Below are 15,496 nucleotides of genomic sequence, written 5' to 3'. Positions count from 1 at the left end.
CCAATGGCCGATGGTAGTTGCCGGTTGCCTCGAAGCCGATCCTCACGGGCAGACCGTAGTCCATAAGAATGGCGGCCAAGCGCCGAAAGTCGTCGAGCGTGTTCGTGATCGTCAATCGACGGCGGCGCTTCTTGCCAGGTACGCCAATCAGCACCTCGTGGCGGTGCTTGGAAATGTCGATGGCGACCAACAAGGTCGAGGCAGTAGTATCGGTGGCGGTCATAGCCGGTCTCCTCAGCGGTGTGGTTTGTGCAAAACCACTGTTGAGACCTGAGACCCGGTTATGGCCACCCGCGTCGCTATCTGAGGGCTGCGCGCATGGCCATAACCTCAAACAAGCGCCTCTTCCCGACGTGCTACGGCACGGAGTTCACAAGCCGGGCCATCCTGAAATGGGCCGACCAGAACGATGTGCCGTGGCATTACATCGACCCAGGGAAGCCACAGCAGAACGCCTTCATCGAGTCGTTCAACGGCAGCCTGCGCGACGAGCTATTGAACGAGGAGATCTTTGACACCCTGAACGATGCCCGGCGAAAGCTGGCGCTATGGCGATATGACTACAATGCCGTCAGGCCGCATTCGTCGCTCGGAAACCAGACGCCACTGCAAGCGCGCCGAGCGCTTGAGCAATTTGAGGGCTCCGCGCCCGGCGCGCTTGCCCAAACCGAAACCCATGATTATCAAGATCAAACCCGCAGACTCTCGTTATGAACGAGGGACCGAAGGGGGGCAGGTCACTGAGCAATCTCCGCTTTCTCATCCGCGTAGGTCTGGACGCGGCCGTCGGTGTAGAAGAGCCAACCCATCACGCCGCCCTCCGGTCATCGATTTCCATCAGCGCATCGAGCGGCACGCGGTGGGGCTGCATCGCGTCGAAATCCTCGCAATTGCCGCAGTTCTGCACGATCGCGAAGGTGTCGCAGGCATCCTTGAGGATGACCCGGAAGGTGCCGCCGAGGCCCGAGGGCACCTCGTAGGTCCCGCCGATGAGATAGTCCGAGGCCCGGCGCACGAAGACGCGGATGCTGTGGCCATCGGTGGCCAGCCGGATGGCCCCCCGCCCCCGGTCGATGAGAACCTGCACGTCATCCAGGATGTCGGTGTAGAACTGGCCGGTCAGATCGCGAAACGCCATGCGGCGCTGCGCCATCCAGTCGGTGTCCCGAAACGGGTTCATGCCGTCGGCGAAGGCGAAAGAGGGATCGGCCTGTTCGGTGGTGACGATTCGGGTGGTCGTGCCATCGATGCCGTTTGAGCGCAGATGCACACCATTGCCGACGATCAGGATCAGGGCGGGCCTGTCCACGGGCCCGTTCCAGTTGGGCAGGAAGGTTTTGCAGGCGCGCGCATGGGCGATCTGTGCCGCAACAGCGGACGCAGAGAACTTGAGAATAGCCATGAGGATGTCTTTCGGTTGGGTGTGGGAGGGTCGACCCGCGCGGGGAATGCCTCGCGCGGGTCGCGTGAGGACTCAGGCCGCTTGCGCGACCTCGCTGTCAGGCTCGGGGGTTTCCGCAGCGGGCTCCGCCTCATCACAGGCGACACCGGCGGTCTGCATCATGGGCGGGCACCAGGCGGCCACGGCAGCGCGCTGCGCGTCCGTGAGCGTGGCGAAGGGCTCGGCGAAGAGCTTGTCGCAGAAGGCGACGATCTCCTTCTTGCTCGATGAGGCGAGCGTCACAGCCTCCTGGGCCAGACCCAGATCCTCGCCGAGGATCTTCAGGAGCCAAGCCTTCTTGAAGCGGTTGAAGAGGGCCGCATTCGGCGTCCAGTGGGCGCGGATGTCGGGCATGATCTCTATCTCGAACGCATGCATCAGGCTGTCGCGCTGGCGGTCCCGCGCGAAGCAGGACTGCGTGGTGCTGGCCGTGGCATAGGCCACGAGCTTGGCCTTCTCGCCGGCCTCCAGCGCGCGAAACGCCGCGAACTGATCGGCGGGCGCGCGGGTGTCATCGAGCCACGAAAGGTCAAGCGCATCATGCGCCGCCGCCACCTGCTCGAGCGAGGTCTCGTCGATCTCGTCCATCTTGGCATGGCTGCGGTATTCCTTGCGGGCATCGATCTTGATCGCCTGCGTGACACTCATACCGCTGGCCAGAACGTCACTGACCAGCTTGAAGAGCGTCAGATCGAGTGTGGCTTCCGGATGCAGCGCCATCGCGGCCCCAAGCGCCATGGCTCGCTCGGTCTTGAGGTCCTCAGCCAGTGAGGCTGGATAGGTGATTTCGCCGGCGTCCGGGGCCTCCTCCCCGGTCGGATTGGCCGAGGAGCCGCGCGCGCCCTCCTCTTTGACGGTGTCTTCCGGGCGGACGAGGCCCACATGGAGCGTGATCTGCCCACCCTGCCACGACGCGATCACCCCGGACCGCGCGAGGTCCTCGGCGCTGTAGGCCTCCTGCAGATCGCGCGCTTCCTCTTCCAGAGCGTCCACGCGGTCGTAAAGGGCATTGTAGGCACCGTCCTCGAGCCCCTCATCCTCCATCTCGAGCTGCAGTTTCTCGAGTTCGGCGGTGATCTCATCGATGCGCTTCTGGGCGGCCTCATCCGGTTCGATCGGGCCGGGATAGACGCGGCCGTAGTCGGCCATCGCCGTGTAGTCATAGCGGATCATCGCATCGGTCCAGGCGAAGCCCATCTTCGCGCGCGCCTCCTCGGCGGCGGCACCGAGCTTCTCGAGCAGGATCGTCTCGACCAGCACGGCATCCTCGAGCACCGAATGCTCCTCCAGCAGATCGGCCGCGATAGCGCCGCCCCGCGCCTCGTATTCCGCGCGCACGAAAGCCCCGATATCATCGCTGACCTGCACCCCGCGGGATTTGAGCGCCTGCCGGACCGTATACGCTTGCAGATAGCCGCCGTCTTTCGTGAGCGCCTCGAAGACCTCACTCTGCACCTCCTGGCTGGGATGTTCGGCAAAGGCTTTCATCGTGTCGAGCGTGATTGTCTTGGCACGGGCCGCGGCGCGGATGTCGGGGTGGATCAGGCCATAGCGCAACCGGCCTTTCACGGCGGCCACCGTGGTGCCGAAGGTCTTTGCGATGGTCTCGGGCGTCTGGCCGTCGACCTCCATCATCCGGGCGAAGGCCTCGAACTCGTCGATGGCGCTCATCGGCGCCTGGGTGATGTTCTCGGCGAGCGACAGCGCCGTGGTCACATCGCAGTCTTCCGGCACAAGGCGGCAGTCGACCTTGGTCTTCGCCGTGAACCCCTTGGTGGCCTTGTCGGCGATCAGCTCCTTCAGGGCTGCATGGCGCCGGCCACCGGCGAGGACAGCATATTTGCCGTCAAGCTTCTGGACCAGGAGCGGCTGCAGGAGACCCAGCACAGCGATGCTGGCCTTCAGATGGGCGATGTTCTCGGGGTCATAGGTTTCCGGCGCGTTGCTGCGCACATTGGCGGGATGCCGGACCAGATCGCCGATGGCGACGGTGAGGGGGGCAAAACTTGTGGTCATGGGATGTCCTTCTCGGTGGGTGAGATGCGGCCCGCGCGCTTGCGCGTGACCAATCCCCGGCTTCAGGGATCACCAAGACAAAAGGCCCACTTTCCCTTTGAGGGGTCAGTGGGCCTTGAGTTTTCAGATCGACACTTTGGGAAGCCCTCCTGCCCTACCAGTCGCGCGCCAGCATGATGGTCAGCACGCGCATGGTGGTGGCGGGATTATCCGGGGTCTCAGCCCCGTAGCGGAAATCCGAGTCTGCTTCATAGAAATCGATTTTCCAGAACACGGTCTCGCCCCGGATCTCGACCGCCCCGAAATCGTGCCATCCCTCGGGATCATTCTCAGGCTCGAACGTGGCAAACTCACCGGTGGCCTTCACCGCCTCGGCCATGAAGCCGTCATCGGTCTCCATGAGCGAACGGGTCACATGCATGCGGCCTTGGATGGGCTGCGCGGGCGGCACTCCGAGGCATGCGAGCTTGCGAAACGCGTCGTTCTGCGCCGCGATCACGGTCGGATTCGGACTGTCTGGCAGGGGTTGAACGGTCATGGACATGGGGATCTCCTTTGAGAAGTTGAAACACCCTTCTCAAAGCCCGCATTTTCTTTTCTGCTTGGCGGCAGGACCGAAGGAGAAGGTGCCCTACCCGAACAGACCCTTGGGTCTGTAATTCGGGTTGGGGATGGTCTCGACCCAGCCGCCTTGGTCCGTGATGGCCTCGAGCGCTGCCGAAAGCGGATACGCGCCCTCGGACGAGCTCCACCAATAGGCGCCGCGTTTGAAGGTGATGATCTTGCGGCGGCCCTCTTTGAAGCAGGCCACCCGCAGCGTCTTGGGTTCCTTGCATGACATGGAAGTCTCCATTCTCCGTGTGGTCAGGCCGCTTTGGCGCTGCGCCCTGCCCTGCCCGCCTCCGATCTGGCGATCAAGTAGTCGCAAGCGCGCTGTGCATCTGCGGCGTGCTTGAAGATCGCACCCTTGTCCGACCGAAGAACGCGCAACCAATTGTGGAGGTAGGCGGCATTCATCTCGAGCGTATGCGCCGTGAAGCCGAGCGTCTGACCCAGGAACACCGAGGTCAATTCCGCGACGATCTCCTCGCGCGCATAGGACGTGTTGCCAAACTTCGAGAACCCGAAATCACGGTTCAATCGATGGGGGGCTTTCGTGGCATGGGCGAGCTCATGGGCCCAGACCCCGTAGAAATTGCGCGGGTCCTGGAACCGCGTGATGGACGGCATGTAGACCTTGTCCACGGGCGGCAAATAGTACGCCTCCGTTCCTGTGAAGACGGTCGTGATGTCGATCGCATCAAAGAAAGTCTGCATGTGCGGGATGGGCTCGGACGGCGGATGCTCGGGCGCGGGCTCCGGGTCGGGGAAGAAGCTGTCGGGCAAGCCCTCGATCTGGCAGGCATTGAACACGCGGTAGGATTTCTGGAAGCGGAAGATACGGGCTTCCTCGGAACGATCATCGCCATCGCTGCCGTCGTCCTCGCCGCCCGCGTCTTTCCGGCTTTGACCGTAATAAACGACGACAGCAGACTTCTCGCCCTTACGGACCTTTGCGTCCAACGCATTGGCTTGCGGCAACGTCATCCAGAAGGGAGAGCTGTGGCCCGCCATCACGGTCCGCATCGTCAGCAGGAAGTTGTTCACCCCCTGGTAGGGTTCCCCGCCCACGCGCAGGGGGCGACAGCTGCCACCTGCGGTCCAGGGCTTGCGCCACGGCAGGACACCGCGCTCGATGATGCGGATGATTTCGTTTGTGATGACCTCGGAGGCATCGAATTTGGGCGTGCGGGATCGGGCCATGGCTGGCCTCCTTTCGAGTGTTGGTGAGAGGAAGTGGTGACTAGGTTGACTGACGGGACCGCGGATCGTTGACGATCCTCGCGCCGAGTCCTTCGACCATGTCGATGTAGGTGGTCAGCGAGACGGACTTGCCGGAACCCGAAGGTTAAGGGTCACCCGATCCGTCCCGCACCACCCGCGGCAGGTTCGCGAATGCGATGACATCAGTGACGGGTCGGATATCGATGAACGGGGTCCCTCGTGCGACCGCGAGGGCGGCCAAGGGAAAGCGCTCGATCGGCGCGAGGGTCGAGACGGTGGTCCAACCGAGATGGATGAACGTGCCGCCCTCTCCGCAGATCACATGGGCATTCGGCAGCGTCGCCGCCTGCCTGAGATAGCCGAGATCACGCAGGACGGTCTCGCGCTCGAGCTGCAGTGCCTGGCCCGTCTGGCCGGTTCGGCGTAGTTCCTTGTGTCGCCACCACGAGGCAGCGGTCGCGCGTAACACGCGCAAGACACCTGTTTGCATCGGAATGCCCTTCATCAGGAAAGACAGACCGGAATCCGGCCCGGACCCATCCGAGGGACCCCAAAGGCCCTCATCCGTCAGTCACAAAACCCGAAGAACACTTTCTCTTTTTCCGGCCCCTTTGGGCACACAACAAAACCGAAAAGCCCGGCACATCTGCCGAAGCCATTGATTTCATGCAGCAATTCCAGATCGGCAGGCAAGATCGGCAACGCATATCGGCAAAACCTTGCTTGAAAGTACGAAATGTGTTTATTTTTCAATTACTTTGCAAACATGGAAGATCGGCAAAAATGCTGGAAACACCCGCCAGGATCGAACCCTGCTTCTTCGAGGAGCATATTCCCACAGAACTGGCAGACCTTTCGGTCGACATCCAGAGGGAAGCCACCGGGCTGGGACAAGGGTTGCATCCTGACAGCGCAGCCGAACTTGCCGATCTCGTCCGTGTGATGAACTGCTACTACTCCAACCTGATCGAAGGACACAACACGCGCCCCCGCGACATCGAAAGGGCGCTGGCCGGTGCCGAGCTTGAGGAAGAAACCCGTCCCCTCGCCCTTGAGGCCCGGGCGCACGTCATCGTTCAACGGGCCATCGACGAGATGCATCGCAAGGGCACCCTGCCCCGCCCCACATCCGTCGAATTCCTGACTTGGGTCCATAAGAGCTTCTACGACGAGATGCCGGATGAGTTTCGGGTCATCGAACATCCCGACGGCACACAAGAGCCCATCGTTCCGGGACGCATGCGCCAGGATGATGATCGGGAAGTTGCGGTCGGGCGCCACCTACCTCCTTCATCGTCGCGCGTCGCGGCATTCATGGACCATTTCGACAAACGATTTCAGATTGCGGCGCGGTCTTCGAGCGGACGGATCATCGCGATCGCCTCTGCGCATCACCGGCTCAACTACATCCACCCTTTCCCGGATGGTAACGGCCGTGTCAGCAGACTGATGTCTCATGCCATGGCTCTCACAGCGGGGATTGGTGGCCAAGGGCTCTGGTCCGTATCACGTGGGCTGGCCCGCGGGCTAACCGATCGGGGCGAGTACAAACGGATGATGGATCTGGCCGACAGTCCACGCCGCGGAGACCGCGACGGACGGGGGAACCTGTCAGAAGCGGCACTGAAGACGTTTAGTGAATGGTTCCTAAAGGTGACGCTCGACCAGATCACCTTCTCAGCAAGATTGTTCGATCTCGGCGGACTTGACCAACGGTATCGTCGTCTTGTTGCAGATACCATCGATGACAAGCGAGCGCCGGAACTCATCTCGGCGGTTCTTCGGCAAGGGGCACTGGAACGAGGCGATGCGCAGATTGTGCTCAAGACATCCGAGCGTACCGCTCGCAACACGCTGAGTAAACTGACCGCCGCCGGATACCTGACTTCCGCATCTCCGAAGACGCCGGTGCGTTTGGCGTTTCCGTTGGATTATCGAGAGCGGCTCTTTCCAAACCTCTTTGGAGATGGTGACATGCCCGTGTGACTGGCAACCGAAGCACCCTGTTTCTGGCCAAGTCCGCGAGCGCAGCCTCTGACCGTGTTGGAAAGAAGTTCACAGCTGCGAACTATCCCGAGCTATCCTACTTGTCAGCCGAGTTCACAGCTGTGAACTCATCATGCAGCATCCCGCCGCATCAAGGCCATGATCATCGGACCGCAGGAGAACTCCCCAATTGCTGCCTTTGAAGATAGGGTTCTCAAGTAGCCTCCAGGTGATCGGATATCCGCAAACCGTTCAAGCATTGCAACGATCACAACAGACGCTTCTTCGGGACCCATATAGCGTTTCGCCTCGTCCCACGCGGACGGGGAAATACCCATCATGGGCCTGACCACATCAGCCACCCGGACCAGATCGTGCCAGTGGCGCACGGGCTGCTCGGAATACGCTTTGAATTCCTGACAGGAAGCGAGGACGAGACCAAGCGGTATGTTCGGCATCAGTTGATCGTCAATAGTTGCCGTTGAGTTGCCCTCATCTTCAGAACACAGAGGACTATTGGCAACTTCTGGAGTTTCGCGCACAGTGCCTCCGCTCCGCGCTTTTTCTAAGCGAGGTTCAAGATCATAAGAGTCTTTATTTGAATTCTGATAGTGCTGCTCAGAAACAGCATCATTGATGCTCATATTTTCTGTTTCACAGCCATCCAGAAGGCTTCGGGCGTGGTCTAAAGCTGACCCCAAAGCGTCTTCGATGCGCCTAAGGTCTTCCATTTCGAGTTTTCTGCGAAGATCTCGGGCCATTAGGGCCGCAAGATCAGAGAATTGGTCCCAGACGCCCTGATCCGGACGAAGTGAGCGCCCGTACTCGGCCAGCCCTGCGAGGTCACGCCGCATGAGGCTCACAGTGGCACGTAGGCGCTTGTACCGCTCTTCTGCGGCCCGGACGGTCTCAGCGGCCTCACAAACCTCCGGGAAGCGTCGAACGAGCGGAGAGAGGTCGAACCCAAACGCAACCTTTTCGTCGCCGTAGCGGCGGGCATAGCGCTTCCCATTGGGGCTATCGCGCCGGACAACAAAGCCAGTCTGCACAAGGTTGGAGAGGTGGCGCCGCATCGTCGAGCAGGGCATGCCGTTCAGGCGCTCGCAAATCGCCTTGTTGGACGGATGTACAATCAATTCGCTGTCATTGCCTCCGAGAATTGTCGCTTGGTGAAAGCTGACCAGCGCCTGAAGCACCGTCAAATCCCGATCGGACAAGCCGAACGCGACTCGAGCGGCAGCGAGCTCCCTCAGGACCTCCCACTTGTTGGCGCCGGCTGGGGGCAGGTCTTCCTGGGTCGCTGCCTGATGTTTCAGGATGGCAGCATCTATCGTTCGCCGGAACGGCGTTACGGGCGTGTATTCCATTTTGTCATTCACAAAGACAAAAATATCCCGGTCCGCGAATCACTTTGGACTTGCGGAAAATAGCTCCGGACACTACCTTGAAGGTGCTAGAAACAAGTTAGGGTCTCGTGGAGCGATCGCTTTGCGGGACCTTTTCTTTTGCCTTTTCGTGCCTCCTTCTTTGATTTCTGCTCTTCCTCAGTCTTCCGACCGCTGCTTCCAGCGTTCGTGAAGGTCTTCAATCATGTCATGCACTTGCGTCTCGACCCAATCGGCGAAGTCTCCACCCGCCAACTCGATCGATAGGCCCTTGGCAGTGCGTTTGACCGTGCCGCCGCGTTTGCCGCCGATCTTCAGCGGGACGCTGGAAGGTGGGGCAGGGGAGGGCGACTTGGCCGGTTTAATCGCCTTGGTCACAGCCTTTTCTACGGCCAGGAACGCTTGGATGGACGGGTCATTGGTAGAGGCAACGTCATCCACCACCATGGAGGTCTCGGCATTTTCACGTGCCTCTTTCGCGATCCCGATAAGGTCCTCGCGGTCCAGACCATTCTCGTCGATGGCCCGACCAAGGGATTCCCATCGGGGTCGGCCAATGCCATGGGCGGCGCCAATGGCGCGTACCAGATCCGGCCCGACCATGTCCGCGATCGCGATCGCCATAGATATGGACGACTTCGTGACGGTAAGAATTTCTGCAACCTGAGATTGATTTCCGAAGCCGGACGACACTAGGTCCTTTGCGAACAGGGCCTTTTCAATAAAAGACAAATCGCGCCGCCCCATGTTCTCCGAAATCTGAGCACGCAGAGCGCTGTCGTCATCCAGGTTGGTGACTAACGCGCGAACCTTGGTAACCTTATCGGACTGACGGATCGCCTCCAGCCTGCGTCGCCCATAGACCAAAAGGTAGCGATCATCTTCACCCGGCGCACGTCGCACGAGGATCGGAACAGTCTGACCGTTCGCCTCAATCGCATCGCGCAAATCCAGTACATCGGCCGGGTCAAGCCGGTCCGCCATACGCCCGTCTTCGATGCTCGCCGGGTCCAGTTCCCAAACATGATGGGAATCGACCGCGTCGCGGGCGGACCGAAGGGCGCGATTCGAGGTCATCATCGGTGTCACAGCACCTGTCTGAGGGGCAGGGGAGGGGGCCCCAGCTGCCGCGAGACTGTCCAGCATTGACATGCGCTTCTTCTTGCCACTGGTCATGTGCGCCCCCAGGTTTTCTGGATTAGGTCGGCGATCTCGTCATTCAGCGTATTCAGGCTCTCAATCGCGCGATCATAGGTGGAACGCGTGAACGCGCTGCGTTCCACTTCATAAAGTGTCTGCTTGGTCAGGCCCGCATCTGAGATGGCTGTGGACTTCAACATGGGCGAATTCAGCACGGCTTCGCCGTACATTGTTCGCAGGAAAGCCACGATGCGGTTCTGCGGCGCATCCTGCGGCTCGTAGCGGGTCAAAACATAGCGCATCCAGTCATGAGACATGTCAGCGCCGCTCTCGGCGATCACGTCCATGAGGTCGGCTGTCATGCGGAGGAATTGCGACATGGACATCACATCGAGCATCTCTGGATGGATGGTCACCAGAACGCCCGTGGCCGCGGACAGGGCGGACATGGTCAGAAAGCCAAGCTGCGGAGGGCAATCTATGACGACCACGTCGTAGTCTTCATCGACCTGGGCCAGCGCCTCCTTCACGCGGAAGAAGAAAAGTCCGGCATTGCCCTGCGCCAGCGCGCGCGGGGTGTCGTGCTCGAACTCCATCAGTTCGAGGTTGCCGGGGATCAAGTCCAAATTGGGGATATAGGTATTGCGGATGACCGACCGGATCGGCTCCGGGTCCTCATAGCGGATCGCATCGTAGAGAGTGCCGCCATCTTCGAGGTCCAATTCCGGCTGAACGCCGTGCAGCGCGGTGAAGGAAGCTTGTGGGTCAAGATCAATGCCCAGCACACGATATCCGCGCAGGGCAAGCCGTTGGGCGAGATGGGCAGAGGTTGTTGTTTTTCCGGACCCGCCCTTGAAATTCATCACGCCGATGACCTGAAGATGATCACCTTCTCGTCGTCCGGGAACGTAATCGCCCGGCTTGCGAGCGGTTTTTTCAAGGAGCACACGCAGCGCCTGGATATCCTGCGCCGAGTAAAGACGACGGTTGCCGGCGGTCAGCTCGGGAGAAGGCCCTTTGCCATCCAAGTTGAGTTTGCGAAGATAGGAATCGTTTACGCCGAGCAGCGCCGCAGCCTCACCAGAGGTGAATTTGCGCATGGTCTTCTCGGCATCGGGTGGAAACAGGCTCTCACGTTGCGAATGCAACTGGTTCGCCAGCCATTCCGAATGCTGGCGGATCACCGCGTTGAGATCCTCATGCACAAAGGTATTATCCATCTGCCCTCTCGCTTCCGAGACATCGCGTCTTTGGCGTGTTCACGGAAATTGACGTTTTTTGCCTCGTTTCCGTGACTATTGGCGCAAGAGTCGGATTCGCGCAAGGTTTTTCCACATCTAGTGGGCGAGTCCTCACCGAACACAAGGCTGTTAGGCTTCCTGCTGCATGGTGTAACGCACCGCATCTCACGAAAAGGGACAGGGGAGAACTCTTGTCGGAGGGCTCCAGCATGGCTTTGAGCGCACCAGAGCTTGCCTTTTGACAGTTCTGGATATACATTATTGGATGTTTATCCATGCCTGAGAGAACAAGATGCAAGTTGCCAAATGGGGAAACTCCCTTGCCGTCCGGCTACCCGCGGATCTTGTGAGGGAACTCGGCTTAAAGGAAGGCGATCAGGTCGACCTGGTAAAGGACGATGGAACCATTCTTGTGAGACGCCAACCTCGCGCCGATGAAGTTCTACAAGGGCTAAGGCGGTTTCGCGGAAAACTGCCCAAGGACGCGCGTCTAAGCCGCGACGCCGCGCATGAGCGCTGAATTCGCAGACACGAATGTTGTGCTCTATCTGCTCGACGATGGTCCAAAGGCTGAGAGGGCGGAGGAAATTCTGGGGCAGGGACCCCGGATCAGCGTTCAGGTCCTGAACGAAGCGATGGTCAATTGCCGACGGAAAGCTGGGCTCAGTTGGGAAGATACCGGAGCGTTTCTTGAGGGTATTACGTCCGTATGCCCTGTCGAGGGCCTAACGGTTCAAACCCATCAAGTCGGTCGCGCGTTGGCAGAGAAGTACCAGTTATCGGTCTATGACGCGATGATCGTGTCTGCCGCGCTGATCGCTGGGTGCACGACTTTGTGGACTGAGGACATGCACGACGGATTGCTGGTCGAGGATCGGCTGCGCATCGTCAATCCATTTGCCTGACCAGCAACCCAAGTCGCTCCGCCCGTTCCAACAGCATCCTGACGGATGACGGTTGCCAGCTTGTACGTCCCCGTGGAGTCCGCTCACGCATGGCTTCCAACCGGTCGCAGATCGCCTGTAGCGTGATATCCGGGTCCGAACCTTTGATGGCCGCAACAATCGCAGGCAGGCGATCGTCGGTTTCGCGACGTCCAGCGCGGGCCAGCACCTCGGTAGGCAGGAAACCGTCGCGGACATAGGCCTTCACAGCGCGCAAGAGACGGCTTTGGGTCCAGCGACGCGCCTCGGGCAGGGGGCCGTTGATGATGCGCACAACGTCTTCCCAGGCCAAGTCGGGGCGCAACCGGCGCACATGGGGCACCCAGTCTTGAGCCGTCTCGTTCAGCCGCTCCATGTAGCCGTCTTGCCGCGCGAGCCGCACCTTGCGTAGCGCCGCTGGATCGCGGGCGCGTAGGCCCGGGTTCCCGCCGACCCGGCCCTTGGCACGGGCGCTCGCCAGCCCCGCCTTGGTACGTTCGCGGATCAGAGCGCGTTCGAACTCGGCCGCGGCGCCCAGAACCTGCAGCGTAAACTTGCCTTGCGGGGATCCGGTGTCGATCGGGTCCTGAATGGAACGAAAGAACACCCCCTTGGCCTCCAGCCGTTCGATCACCTCCAGCAGATGTGAGAGAGACCGCGCCAGCCGGTCGATCCGAACGACAACCAGCGTGTCGCCGCTCTGGACACGCTCGAGTACACGAGCAAGCACCGGACGCGCGCGATTGCCGCCTGAGGCGTGCTCTTCATGGATTTCGACGCATCCCGCAGTTTGCAGGGCCTCAGACTGGGGCAGGGGGGTCTGATCCTCTGTCGATACGCGGGCGTAGCCTATCAGGGGCATGAAAACGGGGCCGTTTGCAGTTTAAGGTGCCATCACTAAACGACCGTTTGTAAACGAATGCAAGCAGGTGCTCTCTCGTAGTGCTCGTCAAAAAACCCTTGGTTTCCTTGCGCTGAGCGCGATCTGAGAGGTTCCACTGGCAGTCGCGCGCGCATACTAAACAAAGAGCAAAGGCAACCGCCACAAAATCACTTGGGTAATGTGCAAAAGAACAGTATTTTGCACATATGAAGCCCCAAGCATCCGTCTTGAATGATGATTTCGATGACCCCCTCAACACAATCGAGGAGGATGAAGAGGCTCACGAAGAGGATCTCTGGTTTCTGCCGGGACCACTCGATGAAGAACCAGATGATTTGCCTCCCGGGCCACGTGCCGAACCGCCCGACACTGCTGTCATCGAAGACTGGGCAAAGGCAGAAGGCGTTCACGCTGCGCGACTGGCACGGGTCGCTGGACGCCTGGGAGCGCTGGATGACCGGCTGCTGCGTGGGCCGGAAGGCTGGCGGCATCGCCTCGCTCTGATCGAGGCGGCGGATCTTAGCTGGCTCAACGGGGATCGGGTGAGTTCTGATCGTCTGGCGCTCTGGATATCGATGCGGCTGTCAGGTGCACAGGATGACCCAAATGCCCTGGCAAAAGTTGGATGGGCTGTTCGACGCCTGACAGGCGGTCCCGGGCCGGAGGCTGACTTGGCCGCCTTCCTGAATCGCCGCGACCCCGAGAACATCGAAGACAGTGCCGAGCGTCTCAAAGATCGCGCGGGCGGATGGCTGGACGTAATGACAGCCGCAGCCGATCTCCACCCCATCACTCGGGCGTGCATGAGCTTTAATCTCTGGAGTCTGGCGGGCCTCGGGCAGCACGGCGACCACATGGAAGCCGCCGTCACCGCGTCCAGGATCGCGGCAAGCGATGACACCGGCGCCATCTTCGCGCCGATTGCCATGGGCGGGGCAAGGGGGCTGCGTGGCTCGGGCTTGCCACCCGAACGTCTGGCCCGCTGGTTGGAGGGCATGGAAAGCGCGACACTAACGGCGATGCGAACTCTTGACGATATTGAAGCGTGGACCGGGCGAGCAGAAAAAGTCATGGCGCGATTGTCTGGCCGCACGCCGAGCGCCTTGCGAAATACTTTTTCCCAGTGGCCCTTGGTCTCCGCCCCAACGGCTGAGACCATGACCGGAGCTAGCCGTGCCGCCGTTCAGCGCAATCTGGCATGGATGGAGGCACGCGGTTTGATCCGCGAAGTAACAGGGCAGGGGCGATATCGAATGTGGCGGATCATTATCTAGGTAATTTACTAGCCTCGCGCCAACCCGGCCTTACGGGGAAATCAGACATTCGCGTAGGGTGCAGCATTTATCAGAGACGGAGGTCACAGGCTGCGTCGTTTCATGCCATTCGTGCGTAGCGCGGTATTTTTGAAACTGTGGATTAACGAGCCGCGAACCAAAAACTATCTGGTACGCATGCGGCACAGCACGCCTATCCTGTGCCGCGCTATTGACTAGCTTTTTGCAGCAAGTGCCTTTTTCGGGTCATAGAACGGGATCGGTACTACAACACCACTTCGTGTTTCGCCCAGCTTGTCCACGACAAGCTCGGTCCCGATGTCGGCATGCTCGACCTTCAGCATGGCAAGCGCGATATTCTTCTTCAGACGCGGCGAATAGACCGCCGAGGTGACCGTGCCAATCTGGGCACCATCCTTCATCAGTGGCCAGAAGAAATCGTTGGTGCCAACGAACGGATCGCCGTCGATCTCCATGCCGACCAGACGCTGTTTGACGCCATTTTCCTTGATCCTTCTAACTGCATTCTTGCCGATGAAATCAGCTTCCATATCGAGGCTGACCAAGCGGTCGAGGTTGAGCTCTAACGGGTTGTTGGCGAGGTTCATGTCGGCGTGATAGGACAACATGCCCGCTTCGATTCGGCGAATGCTGGACGTGTGGCCGGGCTTGAGTCCCATCGGTGTGCCAATGTCCATGATGTATTCCCAAAGACGATTACCAGCGGACCCGTCACGCAGGAAGATCTCGTAGCCCAACTCGCTGGACCAGCCCGTGCGCGAAATGACCAGCGGTACGCCGTGCCAGTCATATTCCATGAAATGGTAATATTTCAGTTCAGTCGGCGCCTCGCCAAAGCACGCCTTCAGGATATCCCGGGATTTGGGCCCCTGAAGCTGAAGCGGCGATACATCGGGTTCGGAGATTTCGACGTCCATACCGGCATTTACGGCAACCCCGCGCGCCCAAAGAATGACATCGCTGTCTGCGATGGAAAGCCAGAAATGGTCCTCCGCCAGTTTTAGAAGGACCGGATCATTGATGATCCCGCCGTCCTGATCGGTGATCAACACATATTTGCATTGCCCGACCTTGCAGGTCGAAAGATCGCGCGCGCACAGGTACTGGGTAAATTTTGCGGCATCTGGCCCCTTGATCTCAACCTGGCGTTCGACCGACACGTCGCATAGGATCGCCTGTTCGACGAGGTTCCAGAAATTCTGTGCGTGGCTCCCGAAATCGCGAGGAATATACATGTGGTTATAGACCGAAAACCCCTTGGCCCCCCAACGCAATGCCGCGTCAGAGTAAGGCGATTTTCGGACCTGAGTGCCAAAGCTGAAATTGGCAAAGCTGAGTTCGTGGTTCGTGCTCATGAGAGTT

At 60.0% G+C, this 15,496-nt stretch carries 14 protein-coding genes and 4 pseudogenes; 5 read left to right on the top strand and 13 right to left on the bottom strand.

The features are described 5' to 3' along the window. Nucleotides 1–223 (bottom strand): annotated as a pseudogene (locus A3728_RS04010) (IS110 family transposase); the annotation flags it as partial. 137 nt (nucleotides 224–360) lie between these two features. On the opposite strand from A3728_RS04010, the pseudogene A3728_RS04005 reads away from it, so the two are divergent. After that, a pseudogene (locus A3728_RS04005) lies at nucleotides 361–714 on the top strand (integrase core domain-containing protein); the annotation flags it as partial. 26 nt (nucleotides 715–740) lie between these two features. Here A3728_RS04005 and A3728_RS23950 read toward each other — a convergent pair. The 7 genes and pseudogenes from A3728_RS23950 to A3728_RS03975 all read right to left on the bottom strand — a co-directional run. Next, nucleotides 741–809, bottom strand: a pseudogene (locus A3728_RS23950) (DUF6927 domain-containing protein); the annotation flags it as partial. Continuing rightward, the gene (locus tag A3728_RS04000; protein WP_067920477.1) at nucleotides 809–1,402 is read right to left on the bottom strand and encodes a regulator; all 594 of its coding nucleotides are present in this window, start codon (nucleotides 1,400–1,402) and stop codon (nucleotides 809–811) included. The pseudogene A3728_RS23950 and the gene A3728_RS04000, both read right to left, overlap by 1 nt. Nucleotides 1,403–1,474: 72 nt before the next feature. Then, complete coding sequence (locus A3728_RS03995) at nucleotides 1,475–3,457, bottom strand: ParB/RepB/Spo0J family partition protein (protein WP_067920475.1); 1,983 nt, start codon at nucleotides 3,455–3,457, stop codon at nucleotides 1,475–1,477. Between the two features lie 154 nt (nucleotides 3,458–3,611). Continuing rightward, complete coding sequence (locus tag A3728_RS03990) at nucleotides 3,612–4,001, bottom strand: DUF3768 domain-containing protein (RefSeq protein ID WP_067920473.1); 390 nt, start codon at nucleotides 3,999–4,001, stop codon at nucleotides 3,612–3,614. Between the two features lie 87 nt (nucleotides 4,002–4,088). Beyond that, entirely contained in the window at nucleotides 4,089–4,298 is a 210-nt protein-coding gene (locus A3728_RS03985) for a DUF6330 family protein (protein WP_067920471.1), read from the bottom strand. 23 nt (nucleotides 4,299–4,321) lie between these two features. Next, nucleotides 4,322–5,260: an ArdC family protein gene (locus tag A3728_RS03980; RefSeq protein ID WP_067920469.1), complete on the bottom strand. Its 939-nt coding sequence runs from the start codon at nucleotides 5,258–5,260 to the stop codon at nucleotides 4,322–4,324. A gap of 40 nt (nucleotides 5,261–5,300) precedes the next feature. After that, nucleotides 5,301–5,786, bottom strand: a pseudogene (locus A3728_RS03975) (hypothetical protein). Nucleotides 5,787–6,064: 278 nt separating this feature from the next. On the opposite strand from A3728_RS03975, the gene A3728_RS03970 reads away from it, so the two are divergent. Beyond that, nucleotides 6,065–7,267, top strand: coding sequence for a Fic family protein (locus A3728_RS03970; protein WP_067920467.1), 1,203 nt, complete (start codon nucleotides 6,065–6,067; stop codon nucleotides 7,265–7,267). 131 nt (nucleotides 7,268–7,398) lie between these two features. Here A3728_RS03970 and repC read toward each other — a convergent pair whose 3' ends face one another. The 3 genes from repC to repA form a co-directional block, all read right to left on the bottom strand. Continuing rightward, entirely contained in the window at nucleotides 7,399–8,634 is a 1,236-nt protein-coding gene (repC, locus tag A3728_RS03965) for a plasmid replication protein RepC (RefSeq protein WP_067920466.1), read from the bottom strand. Between the two features lie 177 nt (nucleotides 8,635–8,811). After that, nucleotides 8,812–9,828, bottom strand: coding sequence for a plasmid partitioning protein RepB (repB, locus tag A3728_RS03960; protein ID WP_057821967.1), 1,017 nt, complete (start codon nucleotides 9,826–9,828; stop codon nucleotides 8,812–8,814). Continuing rightward, nucleotides 9,825–11,012 (bottom strand): plasmid partitioning protein RepA, encoded by a 1,188-nt coding sequence (repA, locus tag A3728_RS03955; RefSeq protein ID WP_067920464.1) that lies wholly within the window; start codon nucleotides 11,010–11,012, stop codon nucleotides 9,825–9,827. Before repA ends, repB begins: the two co-directional genes overlap by 4 nt. A gap of 313 nt (nucleotides 11,013–11,325) precedes the next feature. On the opposite strand from repA, the gene A3728_RS03950 reads away from it, so the two are divergent. Then, nucleotides 11,326–11,553: an AbrB/MazE/SpoVT family DNA-binding domain-containing protein gene (locus A3728_RS03950; RefSeq protein WP_009815510.1), complete on the top strand. Its 228-nt coding sequence runs from the start codon at nucleotides 11,326–11,328 to the stop codon at nucleotides 11,551–11,553. Continuing rightward, complete coding sequence (locus A3728_RS03945; RefSeq protein ID WP_012187367.1) at nucleotides 11,543–11,938, top strand: PIN domain-containing protein; 396 nt, start codon at nucleotides 11,543–11,545, stop codon at nucleotides 11,936–11,938. The genes A3728_RS03950 and A3728_RS03945 overlap by 11 nt, the downstream gene beginning before the upstream one ends. On the opposite strand, the gene A3728_RS03940 is transcribed toward A3728_RS03945, so the two are convergent. After that, the gene (locus A3728_RS03940; protein ID WP_067920462.1) at nucleotides 11,922–12,818 is read right to left on the bottom strand and encodes a recombinase family protein; all 897 of its coding nucleotides are present in this window, start codon (nucleotides 12,816–12,818) and stop codon (nucleotides 11,922–11,924) included. The genes A3728_RS03945 and A3728_RS03940 overlap by 17 nt on opposite strands. A gap of 227 nt (nucleotides 12,819–13,045) precedes the next feature. Between A3728_RS03940 and A3728_RS03935 the strand changes: the two genes are divergently transcribed. Then, the gene (locus tag A3728_RS03935; RefSeq protein WP_067920460.1) at nucleotides 13,046–14,113 is read left to right on the top strand and encodes a hypothetical protein; all 1,068 of its coding nucleotides are present in this window, start codon (nucleotides 13,046–13,048) and stop codon (nucleotides 14,111–14,113) included. Between the two features lie 215 nt (nucleotides 14,114–14,328). Here A3728_RS03935 and A3728_RS03930 read toward each other — a convergent pair whose 3' ends face one another. Beyond that, complete coding sequence (locus A3728_RS03930; protein WP_067920458.1) at nucleotides 14,329–15,489, bottom strand: glycine cleavage T C-terminal barrel domain-containing protein; 1,161 nt, start codon at nucleotides 15,487–15,489, stop codon at nucleotides 14,329–14,331. Between the last annotated feature and the right edge of the window lie 7 nt (nucleotides 15,490–15,496).

Origin of the sequence: Sulfitobacter sp. HI0040 (assembly GCF_001634885.1) — a bacterium.
In the GTDB taxonomy this organism is placed as follows: domain Bacteria; phylum Pseudomonadota; class Alphaproteobacteria; order Rhodobacterales; family Rhodobacteraceae; genus Sulfitobacter.
This window is presented reverse-complemented; position numbering and strand designations above follow the sequence as displayed.

Excerpts from the sequence above, each read along its gene's own strand:
- A3728_RS03980 (WP_067920469.1), bottom strand. The coding sequence starts at position 5,260 with ATGGCCCGATCCCGCACGCCCAAATTCGATGCCTCCGAGGTCATCACA.
- A3728_RS04000 (WP_067920477.1), bottom strand. The coding sequence starts at position 1,402 with ATGGCTATTCTCAAGTTCTCTGCGTCCGCTGTTGCGGCACAGATCGCC.
- A3728_RS03995 (WP_067920475.1), bottom strand. The coding sequence starts at position 3,457 with ATGACCACAAGTTTTGCCCCCCTCACCGTCGCCATCGGCGATCTGGTC.
- A3728_RS03990 (WP_067920473.1), bottom strand. The coding sequence starts at position 4,001 with ATGTCCATGACCGTTCAACCCCTGCCAGACAGTCCGAATCCGACCGTG.
- A3728_RS03950 (WP_009815510.1), top strand. The coding sequence starts at position 11,326 with ATGCAAGTTGCCAAATGGGGAAACTCCCTTGCCGTCCGGCTACCCGCG.
- repB (WP_057821967.1), bottom strand. The coding sequence starts at position 9,828 with ATGACCAGTGGCAAGAAGAAGCGCATGTCAATGCTGGACAGTCTCGCG.
- A3728_RS03945 (WP_012187367.1), top strand. The coding sequence starts at position 11,543 with ATGAGCGCTGAATTCGCAGACACGAATGTTGTGCTCTATCTGCTCGAC.
- repC (WP_067920466.1), bottom strand. The coding sequence starts at position 8,634 with ATGGAATACACGCCCGTAACGCCGTTCCGGCGAACGATAGATGCTGCC.
- repA (WP_067920464.1), bottom strand. The coding sequence starts at position 11,012 with ATGGATAATACCTTTGTGCATGAGGATCTCAACGCGGTGATCCGCCAG.
- A3728_RS03970 (WP_067920467.1), top strand. The coding sequence starts at position 6,065 with ATGCTGGAAACACCCGCCAGGATCGAACCCTGCTTCTTCGAGGAGCAT.
- A3728_RS03935 (WP_067920460.1), top strand. The coding sequence starts at position 13,046 with ATGAAGCCCCAAGCATCCGTCTTGAATGATGATTTCGATGACCCCCTC.
- A3728_RS03930 (WP_067920458.1), bottom strand. The coding sequence starts at position 15,489 with ATGAGCACGAACCACGAACTCAGCTTTGCCAATTTCAGCTTTGGCACT.
- A3728_RS03985 (WP_067920471.1), bottom strand. The coding sequence starts at position 4,298 with ATGTCATGCAAGGAACCCAAGACGCTGCGGGTGGCCTGCTTCAAAGAG.
- A3728_RS03940 (WP_067920462.1), bottom strand. The coding sequence starts at position 12,818 with ATGCCCCTGATAGGCTACGCCCGCGTATCGACAGAGGATCAGACCCCC.